General features: G+C 36.9%; 20 protein-coding genes and 1 other annotated feature. Of the genes, 8 read left to right on the top strand and 12 right to left on the bottom strand.

Features of this window, described 5'->3' with window-relative positions; translation table 11 throughout:
* The first annotated feature begins 385 nt into the window (after positions 1-385).
* The 7 genes from GH715_RS08695 to sigK all read left to right on the top strand — a co-directional run bounded on the left by GH715_RS08695 (position 386) and on the right by sigK (position 6,542).
* Entirely contained in the window at positions 386-2,722 is a 2,337-nt protein-coding gene (locus GH715_RS08695; RefSeq protein ID WP_153835064.1) for a Na+/H+ antiporter subunit A, read from the top strand.
* Complete coding sequence (locus tag GH715_RS08690) at positions 2,723-3,061, top strand: Na(+)/H(+) antiporter subunit C (protein ID WP_153835063.1); 339 nt, start codon at positions 2,723-2,725, stop codon at positions 3,059-3,061.
* Positions 3,057-4,538, top strand: coding sequence for a Na+/H+ antiporter subunit D (locus tag GH715_RS08685; protein ID WP_163578562.1), 1,482 nt, complete (start codon positions 3,057-3,059; stop codon positions 4,536-4,538). The genes GH715_RS08690 and GH715_RS08685 overlap by 5 nt, the downstream gene beginning before the upstream one ends.
* Before the next feature lie 6 nt (positions 4,539-4,544).
* Entirely contained in the window at positions 4,545-5,021 is a 477-nt protein-coding gene (locus GH715_RS08680) for a Na+/H+ antiporter subunit E (protein WP_153835061.1), read from the top strand.
* Positions 5,018-5,308, top strand: a complete 291-nt coding sequence (locus GH715_RS08675; RefSeq protein ID WP_153835060.1) for a Na(+)/H(+) antiporter subunit F1 — start codon at positions 5,018-5,020, stop codon at positions 5,306-5,308. Before GH715_RS08680 ends, GH715_RS08675 begins: the two co-directional genes overlap by 4 nt.
* Positions 5,289-5,657, top strand: a complete 369-nt coding sequence (gene mnhG, locus GH715_RS08670) for a monovalent cation/H(+) antiporter subunit G (protein ID WP_018931513.1) — start codon at positions 5,289-5,291, stop codon at positions 5,655-5,657. The genes GH715_RS08675 and mnhG overlap by 20 nt, the downstream gene beginning before the upstream one ends.
* A gap of 186 nt (positions 5,658-5,843) precedes the next feature.
* A complete protein-coding gene (gene sigK / locus GH715_RS08665) occupies positions 5,844-6,542 on the top strand; it encodes an RNA polymerase sporulation sigma factor SigK (protein ID WP_018931512.1) in 699 nt (232 codons plus the stop codon).
* 25 nt (positions 6,543-6,567) lie between these two features.
* Here the strand turns inward: sigK and mtnN are convergent, their stop codons facing one another.
* Together mtnN and GH715_RS08655 are read right to left on the bottom strand one after the other, a co-directional pair.
* Entirely contained in the window at positions 6,568-7,266 is a 699-nt protein-coding gene (gene mtnN / locus GH715_RS08660) for a 5'-methylthioadenosine/S-adenosylhomocysteine nucleosidase (RefSeq protein ID WP_153835059.1), read from the bottom strand.
* Positions 7,267-7,277: 11 nt separating this feature from the next.
* A complete protein-coding gene (locus GH715_RS08655) occupies positions 7,278-8,006 on the bottom strand; it encodes a YrrS family protein (protein WP_153835058.1) in 729 nt (242 codons plus the stop codon).
* 168 nt (positions 8,007-8,174) lie between these two features.
* Here GH715_RS08655 and GH715_RS08650 point away from each other — a divergent pair, with 168 nt between their 5' ends.
* A complete protein-coding gene (locus GH715_RS08650) occupies positions 8,175-8,402 on the top strand; it encodes a KTSC domain-containing protein (protein WP_153835057.1) in 228 nt (75 codons plus the stop codon).
* Between the two features lie 103 nt (positions 8,403-8,505).
* Here the strand turns inward: GH715_RS08650 and greA are convergent, their stop codons facing one another.
* The 10 genes from greA to GH715_RS08600 all read right to left on the bottom strand — a co-directional run bounded on the left by greA (position 8,506) and on the right by GH715_RS08600 (position 17,549).
* Complete coding sequence (gene greA, locus GH715_RS08645) at positions 8,506-8,982, bottom strand: transcription elongation factor GreA (protein ID WP_153791554.1); 477 nt, start codon at positions 8,980-8,982, stop codon at positions 8,506-8,508.
* 221 nt (positions 8,983-9,203) lie between these two features.
* On the bottom strand, positions 9,204-9,833 hold the full coding sequence (gene udk / locus GH715_RS08640) for a uridine kinase (protein WP_153835056.1): 630 nt from the start codon (positions 9,831-9,833) through the stop codon (positions 9,204-9,206).
* Positions 9,834-9,850: 17 nt separating this feature from the next.
* The gene (locus GH715_RS08635; RefSeq protein WP_153835055.1) at positions 9,851-10,489 is read right to left on the bottom strand and encodes an O-methyltransferase; all 639 of its coding nucleotides are present in this window, start codon (positions 10,487-10,489) and stop codon (positions 9,851-9,853) included.
* Between the two features lie 58 nt (positions 10,490-10,547).
* Complete coding sequence (gene mltG, locus GH715_RS08630; protein ID WP_153835054.1) at positions 10,548-11,711, bottom strand: endolytic transglycosylase MltG; 1,164 nt, start codon at positions 11,709-11,711, stop codon at positions 10,548-10,550.
* 568 nt (positions 11,712-12,279) lie between these two features.
* Entirely contained in the window at positions 12,280-12,564 is a 285-nt protein-coding gene (locus tag GH715_RS08625) for a DUF1292 domain-containing protein (RefSeq protein ID WP_018931504.1), read from the bottom strand.
* 13 nt (positions 12,565-12,577) lie between these two features.
* Complete coding sequence (ruvX, locus tag GH715_RS08620; protein ID WP_153835053.1) at positions 12,578-12,997, bottom strand: Holliday junction resolvase RuvX; 420 nt, start codon at positions 12,995-12,997, stop codon at positions 12,578-12,580.
* On the bottom strand, positions 12,994-13,260 hold the full coding sequence (locus tag GH715_RS08615) for an IreB family regulatory phosphoprotein (protein ID WP_018931502.1): 267 nt from the start codon (positions 13,258-13,260) through the stop codon (positions 12,994-12,996). Before GH715_RS08615 ends, ruvX begins: the two co-directional genes overlap by 4 nt.
* Positions 13,261-13,334: 74 nt before the next feature.
* A complete protein-coding gene (gene alaS / locus GH715_RS08610; RefSeq protein WP_153835052.1) occupies positions 13,335-15,971 on the bottom strand; it encodes an alanine--tRNA ligase in 2,637 nt (878 codons plus the stop codon).
* Between the two features lie 63 nt (positions 15,972-16,034).
* Positions 16,035-16,242, bottom strand: a binding site (T-box leader).
* Positions 16,243-16,281: 39 nt separating this feature from the next.
* Positions 16,282-17,355 (bottom strand): AI-2E family transporter, encoded by a 1,074-nt coding sequence (locus tag GH715_RS08605; protein ID WP_153835051.1) that lies wholly within the window; start codon positions 17,353-17,355, stop codon positions 16,282-16,284.
* On the bottom strand, positions 17,355-17,549 hold the full coding sequence (locus GH715_RS08600; RefSeq protein ID WP_018931499.1) for a hypothetical protein: 195 nt from the start codon (positions 17,547-17,549) through the stop codon (positions 17,355-17,357). Before GH715_RS08600 ends, GH715_RS08605 begins: the two co-directional genes overlap by 1 nt.
* Positions 17,550-17,782 lie beyond the last annotated feature (233 nt).

Here is a 17,782-nt window from a genome sequence, read left to right as displayed (position 1 = left end):
ATGGATTCTCACTTAGGCGGTATTTCCGACTAAGTGTTTTTTTATTTCTCAATCCCCTTAGTAGAAAAAAATTTTTTTGGCATAATATAAATAGGATATTTCTCGTCAAAATTACTTTAGCAACACCGATGATAAGAACTCCTCTCTTGTATTCTTTGATATTTTTAGATTAGAATATAATAGGATACCATCAAAATTAACTTACATATTGATAAAGTGATACTTCCATCTACGGATTTTTGTTCTCCACTGATGGTTAGCGACACTTTTCAGGAAGGTTAGTGTCCGTTATTCTTCACTTCATTTCATTAACATACTTACTTGAATTACCGGATTACGGACAGTTAGCGCCGAGATAAATTTTCATAAGGGGGATCATCATTAGATGTTATTTGCAGTATTTTTGCCAGTTTTGCTGGCGATTTTTATCCCATTCTTTAGCAAATGGAAGGAAAAAATTCATACTGGCTACTTTGTCCTTTTAGCTCCATTAGCAGTATTTATTTATTTCGTTCCACATGTAGGGAATGACTTTTCACCAGTTAGTCAATCGTACAACTGGATCCCGTCTCTCAACATTGGATTAGATTTTTATTTGGATGGGTTAAGTTTATTGTTTGTCTTATTGATTAGTGGAATTGGAACATTAGTCACATTTTATTCCATTTTTTATTTACACAAATCAGAAAGATTGGATCAATTTTACGTTTATCTCCTGCTTTTTATGACTGCCATGTTTGGGGTTGTCCTATCAGATAACGTATTTGTTCTCTATTCATTTTGGGAACTTACCTCGATTTCATCATTCCTGTTAATTGGTTATTGGAATTATAAAGAAGGATCTCGATATGGTGCTTTGAAATCCATGCTTATTACCGTGTTTGGTGGTTTAAGTATGCTTGGTGGTTTTATCCTGTTATCTATTATAACCGAAACTACAAGTATTCAAGCAATGATGGAACAAGCAGATGTAATTCTATCTAGCGAATATTTTGGCTTAATTTTAGCGCTAGTATTATTAGGGGCTTTTACAAAGTCTGCTCAAGTTCCTTTTCACATTTGGTTACCAGATGCAATGGAAGCACCTACTCCAGTAAGTGCGTATTTGCACTCTGCCACCATGGTTAAGGCGGGGATATTCCTTGTTGCTCGATTTACACCAATCTTTTCAGGTAGTGATTGGTTTTTCGTATTTGTCAGTGGAATCGGAATCCTGACGCTTGTCTGGGGTTCATATATGGCGGTTCGTCAGACGGATCTAAAGGGAATACTTGCTTTTTCTACGATCAGTCAGTTGGGTATGATTATGTCGATGCTAGGATTTGGCACAAGTGTAGCGATATTTGCTGCTGTATTCCATATTCTAAACCACGCTACATTTAAAGGTAGCTTATTTATGATTGCAGGTATCGTCGATCATGAAACAGGTACTCGTGATATTCGCCGTTTAGGGGGATTAGCTACTTTGATGCCTATTTCTGCCACCTTAGCTTTTTTTGGCACTTTCTCTATGGCAGGTGTCCCATTACCATTCTTAAACGGATTTTATAGTAAAGAGAAGTTTTTTGAAGCAACACTAGAAATCCATGAATCATCAATACCTTTTGCAAATTTCTTGGCGCAAGCCATTCCATATTTAGCTGTATTTGGTAGTATTTTTACATTTGTATATTCCATGTATCTTGTTTTTGGAACATTTATGGGTGAGAAGAAGCTGGATCAGCTTAAGATGAAGCCACATGAAGCACCGATTGGTATGCTTATTTCACCAATTATTTTAGTATTAGGGGTTGTTATCATTGGAATCTTCCCTAATCTGGTGAATAGCACTTTCCTTGCTCATACCGCAGAAGCGATTTATGGTCAGCCAATGGAAGTAAAGCATATTCAATTCTGGCATGGTTGGATACCACCACTTTACATGTCATTGATTGTAGTAGGTGTTGGTGTAGTACTTGCTTTCACAAGAAAATCTTGGAATAGCATTTACAACTTCTTCCCTGGCAAATTAAGCTTCAACAAAGTCTATGACTTTTTAGTAGATCAGTCAGAGAAGGCATCTGCCAAAATTACTAATCTGTATATGACCGGTTCACTACGTCTTTATATGGCACTGATTTTAGTTGCTATTTTAGTGTGTAGCTTCGGTGTGCTATGGATTACCGATGGATTTGCTTTCGATACAACTGGACTTGCTGAAATTACAGTACATGAAATATTAATTGCTTTAACAATGGCTGTTGCTGCTATCTGTACGATCTTTACAAGAAATAAAATTGCAGCGATTCTCATATTAGGTGTTGTCGGATACGGTTTAGCTTTATTATTTGTAGTATATCGTGCGCCAGACCTTGCGTTAACACAATTAGTGGTAGAGACCATTACCGTTGCATTATTCCTGTTATGTTTCTATCATTTACCGAACTTACGTGAACGAACAGAAAAAGCATCACAAAAATTTATCAATATTGTTATCTCTGTTGCTTTCGGTACATTGATGACAGTAGTAGCAATCTCTGCTCATAGTACAAAGTTATTTGATAAAATTTCAGATTATTTCTTAGAAACTTCTTATAAACTTGGAGGTGGGGATAACGTCGTCAACGTTATCTTAGTCGATATGCGTGGCATTGATACCTTATTTGAAATTGTTGTATTAGGAATTGCTGCGTTTGCTATTTACGGATTAATTAAATTACGCAACAAGAAGGAGGCAGAATAAATGGAAATAATCATGTCGATTCTTGCAGGCGTATTGTTCTCAACAGGAGTTTATAACTTGTTACAGAAACAGATGCTTCGAATTATTATCGGAACCGCACTGATTTCACATGGTGCACACCTATTTATATTAACAATGGGGGAATTAAAAACAGGTGCTCCCCCTATTCTCAATTACGACATTGAGAATTATACAGATCCATTACCACAAGCACTGATTCTGACTTCCATTGTTATCAGTTTCGGTGTAACAAGTCTTTTATTAGTACTCGCATATCGAGCGTCTAAAGAGAATGGAACAGACAATATGGAAAAATTGAGGGGTAACGAAAATGATTAGTAACTTAGCAGCTTTACCAATTGTCATACCGTTGATTGCTGGTGTACTTGCCGCACTGTTTCATAAAAAGTTGAAAATAGTGCGTGTATATGCTCAAGTACTTACATTGATCAATACGGGTGTAGTTGCGTATATTTTATTTTATGTTCATCAAAACGGATCTGTTATATTAGAATCTGGGGACTGGATGGCACCATTTGGAATTGTTTTAGTTGCAGATATGTTATCCATGACGCTAGTATTAACTACTAATATTGTCGCAATTGCATGTATCTTCTATGCACCTCAATCACTTAGTCAAAAACAGGAAGAATTTTATTTCTACACGTTTTACTTCCTTTTGATTTCCGGTGTATCTGGTGCGTTTATTACAGGTGACTTGTTTAACCTATTCGTATTCTTTGAAGTATTATTAATGGCTTCTTACGGATTGATTGTTTTAGGTGGGGAAAAAGTACAGTTACGGGAATCAATGAAGTATGTGTTGATTAACCTATTTTCATCGATGTTGTTTGTTACAACGATCGCATTCTTATATTCCGTTGTCGGAACAGTAAATATGGCACAAATAGCAGAGCGTGTTGGAGAAGTTGAACAGACTGGTATTCTGACTACGATCGGTATCTTATTATTCTTTGTATTTGGTACAAAGGCCGCTCTCTTCCCGCTTTATTACTGGTTACCAAGACCCTATATTGCACCGAATCCGGTAATCTCTGCCCTTTTTGGTGCCCTATTGACTAAAGTCGGGATTTATTCGCTTTTACGTGTATTTTCCTTAATATTTGTACATGAGCGTGATGTAACACACGAATTCTTTATTTGGATTGCGGCCCTCACCTTGATTTTCGGTGCGATAGGTGCATTATCAACCAACAATATTAAACTTGTTGTTGCCTATAACATCATTCCTGCTGTCGGTTTTATGCTCGTCGGTATCGGAGTGTATAACAGTACCGGATTTAGTGGGACTGTATATTATTTAGTGCATGATATGATCATCAAAGCAGCGCTATTTTTATTAGTTGGGGCCGTAGCATACCTTGTTGGTACTAGTGATTTAAGAAAAATACGGGGATTAATCCATCATTACCCACTGCTCGGGTGGATGTTCTTTATTTCCGCCTTTGTACTAGCAGGAATCCCACCATTTAGCGGGTTTGTCGGAAAACTTGTTTTATTACAAGGTGCAATGGAAGCGGACAGAATTATCATTGCAATCATAGGTCTTGGATCAAGCCTGCTGATCTTGCTATCTGTAATTCGGATATTTGTTCGTGGTTTTTGGGGAGAGAAAGACGAATCGATTACCCCTAATAGAAAGGCAGCAAGAGGATTTATCATGCCTGTAGCATTTCTGCTCTTTTTCTCGATAATACTCGGAGTTGGTGCTGAATGGTTTTACCCAAGTATTGAATCAATCGGGGAGTACTTGATGAATCCAGAAAACTATATTGAATCTATTTTAAAGGAGTAAATCATTATGCCTCTTCAAATAATCTTAAATTTAGTTATCGCGATCATGTGGATGTTTTTAGGTGAGACATATACATTTGTATCATTCCTGACTGGGTATATAATTGGGGCATTACTGTTATTTATGTTAAGAAGGTTTATTCCAGATGCGTTTTACTTGGAACGCGTCTGGAAAATGATTAAACTGGTGTTCCTCTTTATAAAAGAGCTATTGATATCTAATATTGACATATTAAGGTGGGTATACAAGCCACGAAAAGATTATAAGCCTGGCATTTTTGCTTTACCTACTGATTTAAAAAACAACTGGGAAATTACGATGTTAACATCATTAATCTCGCTCACTCCAGGAACACTTTCAGTAGCTGTTTCAAAGAATAATGATACTATCTATATTCATGCAATGGATATAGATGATAACGAAACAGCAATTGAAGCTATTAAAACAACATTTGAAAAAGCGATTATGGAGGTGACAAGATGAATGATATCATTAATATGATTACAATCGTTTGTATGATTGTCATCACCATATCGATTTCCTTACTTTTATACCGCGTGGTCAAGGGACCTACTAACCCAGACAGAGCTGTCGCATTGGATGCAATTGGGATTAACTTGATGGGGATGGCTGGTCTGGTTGCGATTTTACTTGTCACTACACGTTTAAATGATGTTATCTTATTAATTGGCGTCTTATTATTCATCGGAACGATTGCTTTAGCAAAATATTTAGAAAAGGGTGTTATCATTGACAGGGACGACGATTGAATTCATCATGCAAATCATTATTATCTTATTTCTTGTGATCGGAACATTTTTCGTGTTATCGGCCTCTATTGGTGTCATTCGCTTCCCTGATGTATACACCCGTCTGCACGCCTCCACTAAAGCGGCAACGTTAGGGATTTCCGGTATTATGATCGGTGCGTTTATCTTTCTATATGTCGAGCACGGGATTGTAAGTGGAAAGTTAATATTAGGAATTATTTTTATTTTGCTTACAGCTCCTGTTTCTGCTCATATGATCGGACGTGCAGCACATACAACTGGTGTGAAGCCTTGGTCACATGATGGCAATACAAGAGACGCTTATGCAGATTCTTTTAAAGATGAGTGATATTTTGTAGCCTTGTAATCCGATAAGGATCACAAGGCTTTTTATATGGATTTTATAATGGACAAAAAAATCACTCCGTTAGAAAAAACAACTAAAATTATACTTGTCCATATGACACAATGGACAAACGTTCGGCATAAGATGAAATATGGGCGAATACCTACTGTCTGTCTAGGAGGTGTCATATTGTCAATATTATTCGGGATTTTGGCGATTATTAAAGAAGCTTTATTTTTCGTTGCCTATGTAAAAAACAATACCTTTCCACAACCACTACCAGCTGATGAAGAAGCGGAAATGATTAAAAAAATGCAGGAAGGCGATGAAAATGCTCGCAACAAACTAATTGAACACAACTTAAGATTAGTAGCACATATTGTTAAGAAGTTTGAAAATACCGGAGAAGATGCTGAAGATTTAATTTCGATTGGCACCATTGGCCTTATAAAAGGCATAGAGAGCTATTCCAGTGGCAAAGGGACTAAATTAGCCACATATGCCGCAAGATGTATCGAAAACGAAATTCTCATGCATTTAAGAGCAATGAAAAAGACAAAAAAAGATGTATCATTACAAGACCCGATTGGTCAAGACAAAGAAGGAAATGAAATCAGTCTGATTGATATTTTAGAGGCGGAGAACGAAGATATTACCGAAGCGATTCAATTGCATATGGAATTAAAAAAGATTCAAAAATACTTACGTGTGTTAGATAAACGGGAAAAAGAAGTGATAATTGACCGTTTTGGATTAGGAAAGACAGATGAATTAACACAAAGAGAAATTGCCAAAAAGTTAAATATTTCGCGCAGTTATGTGTCCCGTATTGAAAAAAGAGCTTTGATGAAAGTATTTCATGAGTATTACCGTAATGAACTGAAATAGCTGTCGAAGTTTCGACAGCTATTTCTTATTCCTTATTCGTATTTCTAACAACATCGATAATTATCTTCGCTGCATTTGTCGCTGCTTTTTCAAGGAAGGTATCAAATGATACCGAAGAGTTTTTCCCCGCAATATCTGATAGTGCTCGAATAATAACAAATGGTCTGGAGTACTGGTAGCATACCTGGGCAATCGCTGCTGCTTCCATTTCTGCTGCAATCATTTCTGGGAATTTTTCACGAACGAATTGAACTTTCTTTTCGTCTTGCATAAATGCATCTCCCGTACTGATTAAGCCTTTCATTGCTTCTATCCCATCTAATTGTTTGGCGGCTAGCATAGCTTTTTCGATTAATATTGGATTTGCTTGAAATAATGCAGGTAAGCCCGGAACTTGGCCATACTTATAATCAAATGCAGTTACATCTACATCATGATGTACTACCTCCGTAGATATAACAATATCCCCTACTTCCAGATCGAGATGAAATCCACCTGCTGATCCAGTGTTAATCACATAGTCAGGCTGATATCTTTCAAATAAAATAGTCGTAGCAATCGCAGCATTCACTTTGCCGATACCTGATTTTAATAATACTACGTCCTTTCCTTCTAATTTACCGACAAAGAAATCACTATTGGCAATTCTCTCTGTTTCTGTTATGTCCATTTTCTCCTTAAGTAGTTCTACTTCTTCATCCATTGCGCCGATGATACCAATCATGTTTCGTCCTCCTACTCTGTACTTGTTGTTTCTTCATCTGTTTCATCTTCATTATCACTCGAGTTGTCGTTGTATTTATTTTCAATTAGTTCTTCCACTAAGAGTGGTTGCCATCCTTGTTCTTCCACCCATTGCATTGTCACGCGGTACGTTTCAGACTGATTTGATCTAGGTGAAACAGTTGCTTCTACCTTCTGATCTCCAGCTCGGCCAAACCACCAGGTAACCTGTTCATCTGTCGGAATACTTGTTGCTACTTCCACAGCTTTCATCATTTCCTGCCAGTCAACCGTTTCTTTCTCAAATGTTGTCGTATGAGGCTCTTCTTGTTCCGTACCAATTGGCTCCCAATTTCCTTCATATGCATAACTAACATTTTCATTATCTGATTCTACTTCATTAAGCTGAACACTCTCGTTATTTTGTTCCTTCTCCTCTTCTTCTGTTTCATTCTCTTCTACTTCCAATTCTTCCTCTTCCACTTCCAATTTCGATTCATCCTGGTCTTCTGCTAATGTATGTTCATCCGGATCCTGATCTTGGATCTCTTCTGTATCATTATTTTCATCATCATCATTGGCTACTGGCTCGTTTGGATCACCTCCACCAAAAACAATAAGTGAAATGATCACAATAACTAAGACTCCACCAACAATACTTAACCATGTAATAGCTTTTGTGTTTGTTCTTTTTTTCTCAAACCTATCTTTTCGTGTAATTCTTCCAAATTCATCCGCCATTTTTCCACCCTCCCAATCGTAATTATACTAAAAATTATTTTCTTTCACCATGACAAGCCCTATTTTTAGGAAAATCGATCGATTTTTTTCTTTTTTTGTCATACTTGCAGGAGTTTGTCCATAGATATGGAATATAATAAATGAAAGAAAAAGTAAGGAGCGTGTGCTATGTTGAGAACGACTACGTTTGATCGCAATTTATGGCAACTAACTACCTTTGAATCGATTAGCTATGATAAAGAGAACCAGGTCTTATTTATTCATTTTCTCGATGACACCACGCTGCAATTCTGTTCAGTTACGGAAGAGCTTGTCTTTCAATTTATACTCGCTAAGAACAAAGAATATTTCATTGAAAAAGAACTTAAACCATTATTATTTTCTTCTAACATGTAATGCGTGTTAACCTAGGAGCGAGAAACTAGCTTCATATCACTATATTATTCATTAATGAAAAATGGATGTCTATTTTTAACAGACATCCATTTTTATTACTAACTTACTGTACACTAATTATTTTTACGTTCATATCACCAGCTGGGGTCGGTACCACCACTTCTTCTCCAATGGAGTGACCCAATAAACTTTTGGCGATAGGAGAATCATTGGAAATTTTTCCTTCAAAAGGATCTGCTTCTGCACTACCAACGATAGTGTAGCTTTCTTCTTCACCATCAGGCAATTCCTGAAATGTAATGGTTCTACCCAATGATACAACATCAGGGTTTACATCTTCATCTTTAATAATAACTGCATTTCGAATCATATTTTCTACTTGTACAATTCGAGATTCAACAAAAGCCTGTTCATCCTTAGCTGCATCATATTCTGAGTTCTCAGATAAATCACCGAAATCTCTAGCAATTTTGATGCGTTCTACAACTTCTTGTCTTCGTTCTGTCTTTAAATATTCCAATTCTTCTTCTAATTTTTTCAAACCATCTTCTGTCATGTAAAACTCTTTTTCTTCTGGCATGATCCTACACTCCTTCAATCTACTGCTTTGAATCAGTTATGCAAATACCCTTTACATTTTATGATATCTGCTTAAAAAAGAACACTCTTTTACAGCATTTATCATTATGTAAATGCTTTATTTACTAACCACTACTATCTCAAATTTTTTCATTTTTTTCAATAGTTTTATTTATAGTATTTAAGAAAAGCGCAGAGCGCCTATTTAGAAACCTTTGGATTTTATTCAAGCTCTAATATCTTTTCGATTTTTGTTGCTAATAAATCAATAGCAACCACGTTTTGTCCACCTTCAGGAATAATAACATCTGCATATCGTTTAGTAGGTTCAATAAATTGTAAATGTGCAGGACGTACGGTTTGGATATATTGATTAATCACAGAGTCAATCGATCTTCCTCGTTCATTAATATCCCGTAATAAGCGACGAATAATACGTAAATCTGCATCTGTATCAACAAAAACCTTTATATCCATTAATTCCATCAACTTAGGATCATCGAGAATTAATATCCCCTCAATAATAATAACATCTTTTGGTTCAATTGGAATCACATCGTCAGATCTAGTATGGATTGTGTAATCATATACCGGCTTTTCTACTGGTTGATGATCTAATAACTTCTTAATATGTTCAATTAAGAGAGCATTATCAAAAGCTAATGGATGATCATAATTTGTTTGCAGTCGTTCTTCCATTGGAATATCTGACTGATCCTTATAATAATAATCTTGCTCAATCACAAGCACAGATTGATCTGTAAAACGATTTTGAATGGCTTTTGTTACAGAGGTTTTCCCTGATCCCGATCCACCTGCAACTCCGATTATAACTGGTTTTTTCTTACTCATGTTGTGCACCTCTACTTTTACTTTTTCACACTGATTGCCACACCGTCTCCAACCGGCAAAATAGTAGTATGATAAGCCGGATGCTGCAATAACCATTGATTATACTGATCGATTTTATTTGCAAGCTTTTGTAACCTTTTCGGCGCTTCTTCAGGACTTACAACCCATCCTTTAAAAAGGACGTTATCAGTCACAATCATGCCTTTATCAGCAAGTGTTTGTTCATATTTTTCGAAAAAGTGGCGATATTGCCCTTTTGCTGCATCGATAAAAATCATTTGAAATGGTCCTTTTGCTGCAACTTTTTCATCTACCTCTAAAGCATCCCCAAAAATAACATCAATATGTTCCTTTTGATTCTGCACCTGTATATTTTTTACCGCCCGATCATACATTTCCTGGTTTCTTTCGATCGAGACTATTTGGGCATCAGATTTTGCTTCTAACATTCTTAAAGCAGAGTACCCGATTGCAGTGCCAATTTCAAGTATTTTGGTTGGCTGATGGAGACGAATCAATTGTTGGATGAAAGCAATCCCTTGTTTATCCATTATCGGTACATGATTTTGCTCCGCTTCTTCCTCTAATTGGTAAACCCAATCAGGTTGGTTTGGCGTTATTGTATCCAGATATTTGATTACATCTGTATGATTCATTTTTTGTCATTCCCTTCTAAAACAAGGTAAAAAGCAGGGGCAGTTTCCCCCTGCTTTGCTATTCCTCGTTATGAATATACTCATCTTCCAGGTTTTGATGTTCTTCATACGTAGTGGAATAATGTACATTTCCATCTGAATCTGCTAAGAAGTATAAGTAGTTATTTTCTTCAGGATCAAGCACTGCAGATAAAGAGCTTTCCCCAAAGTTAGCAATTGGACCAACTGGTAATCCTTGTACTTGATACGTATTATATGGTGAATCTATTTCATAATGATCATACGTTAACCTTGAAATATGCTCTCCATGGGCATAGATAACAGTTGGGTCTGTTTGTAATTTCATTCCTTCTTTCAATCGATTATTAAACACGCCCGCGATTTCTCTTCGATCTTCTTCAGATGGTGCTTCTTCCTCTACTAAAGATGCGAAAGTAATCACTTCATGGATGGAGAGATCTAGTGCATCTATCTGGTCATAGTATGCAACAACAACGTCATTGGTTTTATTGAGCATTTGGGTAATGATATCATCGATAGTAGGTTCATCCGTATAAAATGCATAAGTTGCCGGGAATAAATATCCTTCTAATGGATAAATAATATCTTCTGCTAAGATCTCCTCCGTTAATACATTTGGATACTGTTCGATCAAACCTTCGATATATGACTGATCTGTCATTTTTTCTAAAAATTCTTCACTGTCGATTCCTGCATGTTCCTGATAGATGGATGCAATTTCTTCAATATTTCTACCTTCCGGTACTGTAACACGTAATTGTGCTTCTTGCTGAAGCGACCCTGTTCCCAGCTCTTCTGTCACTTCTGCTAACGTCATGGAAGGTGACAAACTGTAATCCCCTGCTTGAAAATCAGCAGCATTATTAAATTTAACGTAAAAACGATAGATCAAACTATTGGAAATAATACCTTCATCTTCCAATATATTAGCAATATCTGAGCTTGATGATCCTAATGGTATCGTAACATTGACCGTTTCATCACTGTCCGGATCAACTGGTGTTAAACCTTTTTTTACGTACTTATAACCGCTAAAGCCGCCAATTATGATAACTGCTGTTAACACGATAAAAACAATTAAGATAATTCTTCGTGCAACACTAGCTTCTTTCGCCCGTTCTTGAGAAATTTCTTTATATGTAAGTTTCTTTTTAGACTTGTTGTTTTTCTCTTCTTTTTCTTTACTTTTATCATTACTCATATAGGTCTCCCCTTTCACCCGATATATTATACTACAAATTTTGCAAAAGGGAAACATACGGAAAAAAAGGAAGTAATAAATATCACTACAATGGATCTGACATGAAGATCCACATTGTCGAATAATTTTGGCTCGAAAAAAAAGCTAGCTGAAGGGCCAAAACCCACAGAAAGGAAAGTGGACAGTCGGAGTCGAGGTTATCCGGTTGATGCACCAATTTTATTCTCTCTTTCCAAACGAAAAAAGACTTAGTGCACCCGTTAAACTTTAGAATCAACTGAGAAAAGCCCGTTTCACGAGGAAAACAGCCAAATTAAGCTGTAAGATTTCCGTGTAAAGGTTAATTAACAGGGAAATCTATCCGTGCAAATCAACAGTTTTCCGCGTAAGAAGTTAGTTTATCATAGTTCGATGAATACTAAATATATTAGCTTACCTCTTTTAAAAAGTTCACCTTTTTATCATTATTGCATTTGTTTATTGCGACATAGCATTCCTTTGTAACCAGTTGAATTCAATGCGACAACAATAAAAAACTGACTGGCAACCCCAGTCAGTTTTGTTCTTTTTATTCTGTTAGATCGTTTTCTGCTACTGTGTTTAATACTTCTTCGACCATGTCCCATTCATCATCAGATTCAATGTGATACAAAGCGAGATCATCGTCGTTTTCTTTCTCTTCGTAACGGAATGCGAATACTTCTACTTCTTCGTCTTCTTTCTGTTCAGCTGGTACTACTGCTACGTAAGATTCTTGTGTCTGATCGACATCAAATGTAAACAGAACTTCAAATAAATGTTCTTCGCCGTTCTCATCAGGAATGATGATACGTTCTTTTTCTTCTAGTGCCATTTGTAATCCTCCTTCATGGTTGACTATCCAAGTAACCTTGCAAAATCATGACGGCTGCCATCTTATCAATTACTTTCTTGCGTTTTGAACGGCTCATATCCGCCTCTAATAAAACCTTCTCTGCAGCCAATGTTGTGAGTCGTTCATCCCAAAGAATAACCTCTTTTGAAAAGGTATCTTCTATAAACTTCGCAAAATCTTGCGATGCTTCACCTCTAAAGCCGATTGAACCATCCATATTTTTAGGTAAGCCAATGACGACTTTTTCTATAGTATGTTCATCGATCAATTGTTTAAACGTATCTTGTACCGATTTATAATCTGGTTCCTGCCAATGAATCGTTGTTAAACCTTGGGCAGTCCACCCTAATGCATCACTGATCGCCACACCGATCGTTTTTGATCCTACATCTAGTCCTAATACTTTTGTCATTTCTTGTTATTGGCGCTAATGTAATACTTGACTAATTCTTCAATGATTTCATCGCGCTCAATTCTCCTTATTAAATTTCGTGCATCCTTATGTCGTGGAATATAAGCCGGGTCACCTGATAATAAATATCCAACAATTTGATTGATTGGATGATATCCTTTTTCCTCGAGCGCATTATGCACTAACAACAACACTTCTTCCACATTCTGCTCAATGGGCTCTTCAGAAAAATCAAATTTCATTGTCTTGTCCATTCCATCCATGGAAGCACCCCCAAATAATATTACAACGATTTGTATCTATCTATTATACCTTCTATTAATAAAAATTACCAAAATTATTGTACCTCTTGCGCATATTTTTCTACATAAGCAAGAGCTTCTGATAATTTAGTCGCATCTTTACCACCAGCTTGTGCCATATCTGGACGGCCTCCACCGCCTCCACCACAAATCTTAGCAGTCTCTTTAATTAAATTTCCAGCATGATACCCTTTCGCTACTAAATCCTTGGTAACTCCTGATGCTAACTGTACCTTGTCATTATTGACCGCAGCAAGCAAAATAATACCTGATTCTAATTTTTGTTTCATTTCATCTACCATTTGACGCAATTGATTCATATCAGAAACATCCACTTTTTTCGCTAACACGTTTACTCCATTTACTTCTTGAACATCATCAAGGATCGATGAAGCCTCTAATTGGGAAAGCTTGGCTCGTAATGATTCAATTTGACGATTTTGTTCTTTCATGTCATTAAATAGATGTTCAATACGTTCAGGTACTTGATCTTCTTTTGTTTTCAGTTGATTTGCAGCAGTTTGTAACAATTGATGTTTACCATTCACATATTGATAAGCACTTTTAGCTGTTACTGCTTCGATTCTTCGGGTACCTGCGCCAATTCCTGCTTCCGAAACAATCTTAAATAAACCAATTTCGGCAGAGTTCTGAACATGACAACCACCACATAACTCAATACTATAATCACCGATTTGGACTACACGTACAATATCGCCGTATTTTTCGCCAAATAAGGCCATAGCCCCCATTTCTTTAGCTTCTTGAATTCCTTTATTACTAATAGATACCGGAATAGAAGCCCAAATTTTCTCGTTGACTCTCTGTTCAATCTCGGTAATTTCTTGCTCTGTTACCGCACCAAAATGAGAGAAGTCAAAACGCAGACGCTCACTCGCTACTAATGAACCGGCTTGATTAACGTGTTCCCCTAATACATCTTTTAAAGCTTGATGCAAAAGGTGTGTTGCCGTGTGATTTTTAATGATGTACTGACGGGAGTTTTTGTCAACCTGTGCTTTTACAGCCTGTCCTTTTGTTAGCGTACCTTCCTGAATCAATATACGATGAAGGTTTTGTCCGTTAGGAGCTTTCTGTACATCTTGTACTTCTGCATGTCCACCGTCAAAGGAGATCGTACCTTTATCAGCAATCTGACCACCACTTTCAGCATAAAAAGGTGTTTCAGCTAAGATAACGTATGCTTCACTTCCTGCTGTTACAGATTCTACTCGATCTTTATCAGCAACCATTTCTAGTACCGTTGTTTCTGCTTGTAAGTATTCATAACCTACAAAAGAGCTTTCTGCGTTGATTTCATTTAATACGCCATCCTGAATTTGCATGGAATCGACTTTTTGACGAGCATTTCGTGCTCTGTCACGTTGCTTGGCCATTTCTTGTTCAAATCCTGCCACGTCAAGCGTAAATCCTGCTTCACTAGCATACTCTTCTGTTAACTCTTTTGGAAATCCATACGTGTCATAAAGGCGGAAGACTTCCTCACCAGGGAATACTTTATTTCCTTTTGCCTTCTCTTGTTCAATGATCGTGTTTAAGATTTGTAAGCCTTCCTGTAATGTTTCATGGAATCGTTCTTCCTCTGTTTTCATCACATTTTGAATAAAGTCTGTTTTATTCTTCACTTCTGGATAGAAAGCTTCCATAATCGCTCCTACCGTCGGAACAAGCTGATACATAAACGGCTTCTCTATTCCAATTTGTTTAGCATAGCGCACAGCACGACGCAGGAGACGACGCAATACATAGCCACGACCTTCATTTGAAGGTAATGCGCCATCACTCACCGCAAATGTTACAGTACGAATATGGTCAGCAATCACTTTAAATGCCACATCTGTTTCTTCTTTTGCTTGATAATTAGTATTAGCGAACTTTTCTGTTTCTTTAATAATCGGTAAAAATAAGTCTGTTTCAAAATTTGTTTTCGTATCTTGGATCACACTAACTAGACGCTCAAGTCCCATCCCGGTATCAATATTTTTCTTCGGTAATGGTGTATATGTGTCATCCGGATTATGATTAAACTGTGAAAACACTAGGTTCCAGATCTCTAAATAACGTTCATTTTCACCGCCTGGATACAGTTCCGGATCATTTGGATCATTACCATATCCTTCGCCACGGTCATAGAAAATTTCGGTATTTGGCCCACTAGGACCTTCCCCAATATCCCAGAAGTTTTCTTCTAGTCGAATAATGCGTTCTTCGGGTAAGCCGATTTTATCACGCCATAGCACATATGCTTCTTCATCTTCCGGGTGTACGGTAACCGATAGTTTCTCCGGATCAAAGCCAATCCATTTGTCACCGGTTAAAAATTCCCAGGCAAAATCGATTGCTTCTTCCTTGAAATAGTCACCAATCGAGAAGTTACCTAACATTTCAAAGAAAGTATGGTGTCTTGCTGTATAGCCTACGTTGGTGATGTCGTTCGTACGAATTGATTTTTGTGCATTGGCAATACGAGGATTTTCTGGTACTACTCGACCATCAAAATATTTTTTTAAGGTTGCCACACCACTGTTGATCCACAATAATGTCGGATCATCTTTTGGTACTAATGATGCACTAGGTTCAATACCATGACCTTTTTCTTTAAAAAAGTCTAAAAACATTTGTCGCACTTGAGCAGATGTTAAATGCTTCATGATTAATCGCCTCCGTTTATTTGCTTAATTTCCAATAAAAAAACTCCCATCTCTGCCTTAATCAGCAGGGACGAGAGTTATATCCGCGGTACCACCCTAATTACAGTCAACGTGACTGTCACCTTAACATCTGTAACGGTGATGGAACCGGCAGTATTTCGCTGCACTTCAAACTAGCTTCCTGAATCAGAGCATTTAGAATTTCTTTCAGCCACGGAAATTCCTCTCTTTGAAACGATAATCCAGTACTCAGGTTTTTCATCGTTTTTGATTTATTTAACTTCGCTAGCATATTATAGATAACTTTAGGCTATCTGTCAATTGCTTTCACTTGTCTAACCATTAAAGGCACGGCTACTCTAGCAACAGCTAGGAATGGAACTGCAAAAATCATCCCAACCACTCCTGCGGTCTTTGCTGCAATAAATAATGCCAAAATTAAATACACAGGATGTATGTGAATGCTTTTTCCTACTATAAATGGTGAAAGTAGATTACCTTCTGTTATTTGGACTGCTAGCACGACCAACAGTACATAAAACACCATTTTCGTTGACATGGTAAATGCAATTAACACAGCAGGGATAGCTCCTATGATCGGTCCAAAATAAGGAATGAAATTGGTAAAACCAATAATTGTTGCCAACACAACTGCATAATTCATCCCAACCCATCTTAACAGAAAGTAACTCACTAAGCCTACAAGAAAACAGACTAATATTTGACCGCGAATATACTGACCAAGGCTTTCTTCCATGTCAAGTGCTAATTTTTTCGTGAAAGCTTGATATTTTTGCGGGATCATTCTTAGTATGCTTCTCTGCAATTTCTGATAATCCTTTAGAAAGTAAAAAGCTAAAATGGGGATCACTGCTACCATGACAAAAATATCAAACAACAAAGGGATATTTTTCAATAGGTTGGTAAACTGTTCCCCTAATGTTGTTTCAATATTTTCAAAGAGTTGGTCTAAATGATCATGAAATCCCTCTGGCAGAAATGATGTTTGATCATAAATATCATAGATAAATGTGCGATAAGCATCTACATATTGTGGGATATTCTGTTGCATTTCCTGTATTTGCTTCATCCACATTGGAAATGATATATAAATACCATACCCAGTAAGTGCGAAAAAAAGGATATATATGAAAATAATAGCCAATGGTCTTGGAATACGAAAATGATGCAGTTTTTCGACAACTGGATGTAATAGATATGCGATTAATCCTGCGATTAAAAATGGTGCCAACACCTGTAAAATGACAATAAGCACGTGCTTATAGAAAGGAAACAGGATGTACATTAAATAGAGAAACAGAACTGCTAAGCAAAGAATAATCAGTTGCAGAACGAGACGAATTTTGGCTTGATTGGACTTCATTACCTTTCTACACGTCTTTCCTCATCAGAAAATAAATCATCTAATGAGCTTAACGATCCATCCATTTCTACTTCATGCAAATGCAGCATATCATTTTGGACAGATAATTCAATGAAGCAATCCCAGCAATAATATTGCTCAGGACCGATAATTCCGATATTCTTGCTGCGACAATTCGGACAAATCACTAACATTCCCTCACTTTTCCATTTTTATTTTTCATCCTTTCCTTTTTGGAGGGAATTATACATATACTACGGTATTGTTTTTCGAAGTATAGTTTCTGTATATGAAGAGAGGCTTTGATCAATGGAGTTTTTAAGGCGGTGAAAAAATGAAAACCGATCCGCTGTATGTTGTATAATCATCACGCGGTGTCGATCATCATTAAGTAAGTATCCGCCGGTAGAACCGGCGGTTTTAATTT

Source organism: Gracilibacillus thailandensis (genome assembly GCF_010994055.1).
Lineage (GTDB): Bacteria > Bacillota > Bacilli > Bacillales > Amphibacillaceae > Gracilibacillus > Gracilibacillus lacisalsi.
Note: the sequence above shows the minus strand (reverse complement) of the source record. Positions and strands in the feature narration are given on the sequence as shown.

Coding starts and splice junctions, on each gene's coding strand:
- GH715_RS08695 (WP_153835064.1), top strand. CDS start 386: ATGTTATTTGCAGTATTTTTGCCAGTTTTGCTGGCGATTTTTATCCCA.
- GH715_RS08690 (WP_153835063.1), top strand. CDS start 2,723: ATGGAAATAATCATGTCGATTCTTGCAGGCGTATTGTTCTCAACAGGA.
- GH715_RS08680 (WP_153835061.1), top strand. CDS start 4,545: ATGCCTCTTCAAATAATCTTAAATTTAGTTATCGCGATCATGTGGATG.
- GH715_RS08675 (WP_153835060.1), top strand. CDS start 5,018: ATGAATGATATCATTAATATGATTACAATCGTTTGTATGATTGTCATC.
- mtnN (WP_153835059.1), bottom strand. CDS start 7,266: ATGATTGGTATCATCGGCGCAATGGATGAAGAAGTAGAACTACTTAAG.
- GH715_RS08655 (WP_153835058.1), bottom strand. CDS start 8,006: ATGGCGGATGAATTTGGAAGAATTACACGAAAAGATAGGTTTGAGAAA.
- GH715_RS08650 (WP_153835057.1), top strand. CDS start 8,175: ATGTTGAGAACGACTACGTTTGATCGCAATTTATGGCAACTAACTACC.
- greA (WP_153791554.1), bottom strand. CDS start 8,982: ATGCCAGAAGAAAAAGAGTTTTACATGACAGAAGATGGTTTGAAAAAA.
- udk (WP_153835056.1), bottom strand. CDS start 9,833: ATGAGTAAGAAAAAACCAGTTATAATCGGAGTTGCAGGTGGATCGGGA.
- GH715_RS08635 (WP_153835055.1), bottom strand. CDS start 10,489: ATGAATCATACAGATGTAATCAAATATCTGGATACAATAACGCCAAAC.
- mltG (WP_153835054.1), bottom strand. CDS start 11,711: ATGAGTAATGATAAAAGTAAAGAAAAAGAAGAGAAAAACAACAAGTCT.
- GH715_RS08625 (WP_018931504.1), bottom strand. CDS start 12,564: ATGGCACTAGAAGAAAAAGAACGTATCATCATTCCTGATGAGAACGGC.
- ruvX (WP_153835053.1), bottom strand. CDS start 12,997: ATGACAAAAGTATTAGGACTAGATGTAGGATCAAAAACGATCGGTGTG.
- GH715_RS08615 (WP_018931502.1), bottom strand. CDS start 13,260: ATGGATGGAATGGACAAGACAATGAAATTTGATTTTTCTGAAGAGCCC.
- alaS (WP_153835052.1), bottom strand. CDS start 15,971: ATGAAGCATTTAACATCTGCTCAAGTGCGACAAATGTTTTTAGACTTT.
- GH715_RS08605 (WP_153835051.1), bottom strand. CDS start 17,355: ATGAAGTCCAATCAAGCCAAAATTCGTCTCGTTCTGCAACTGATTATT.
- GH715_RS08600 (WP_018931499.1), bottom strand. CDS start 17,549: ATGTTAGTGATTTGTCCGAATTGTCGCAGCAAGAATATCGGAATTATC.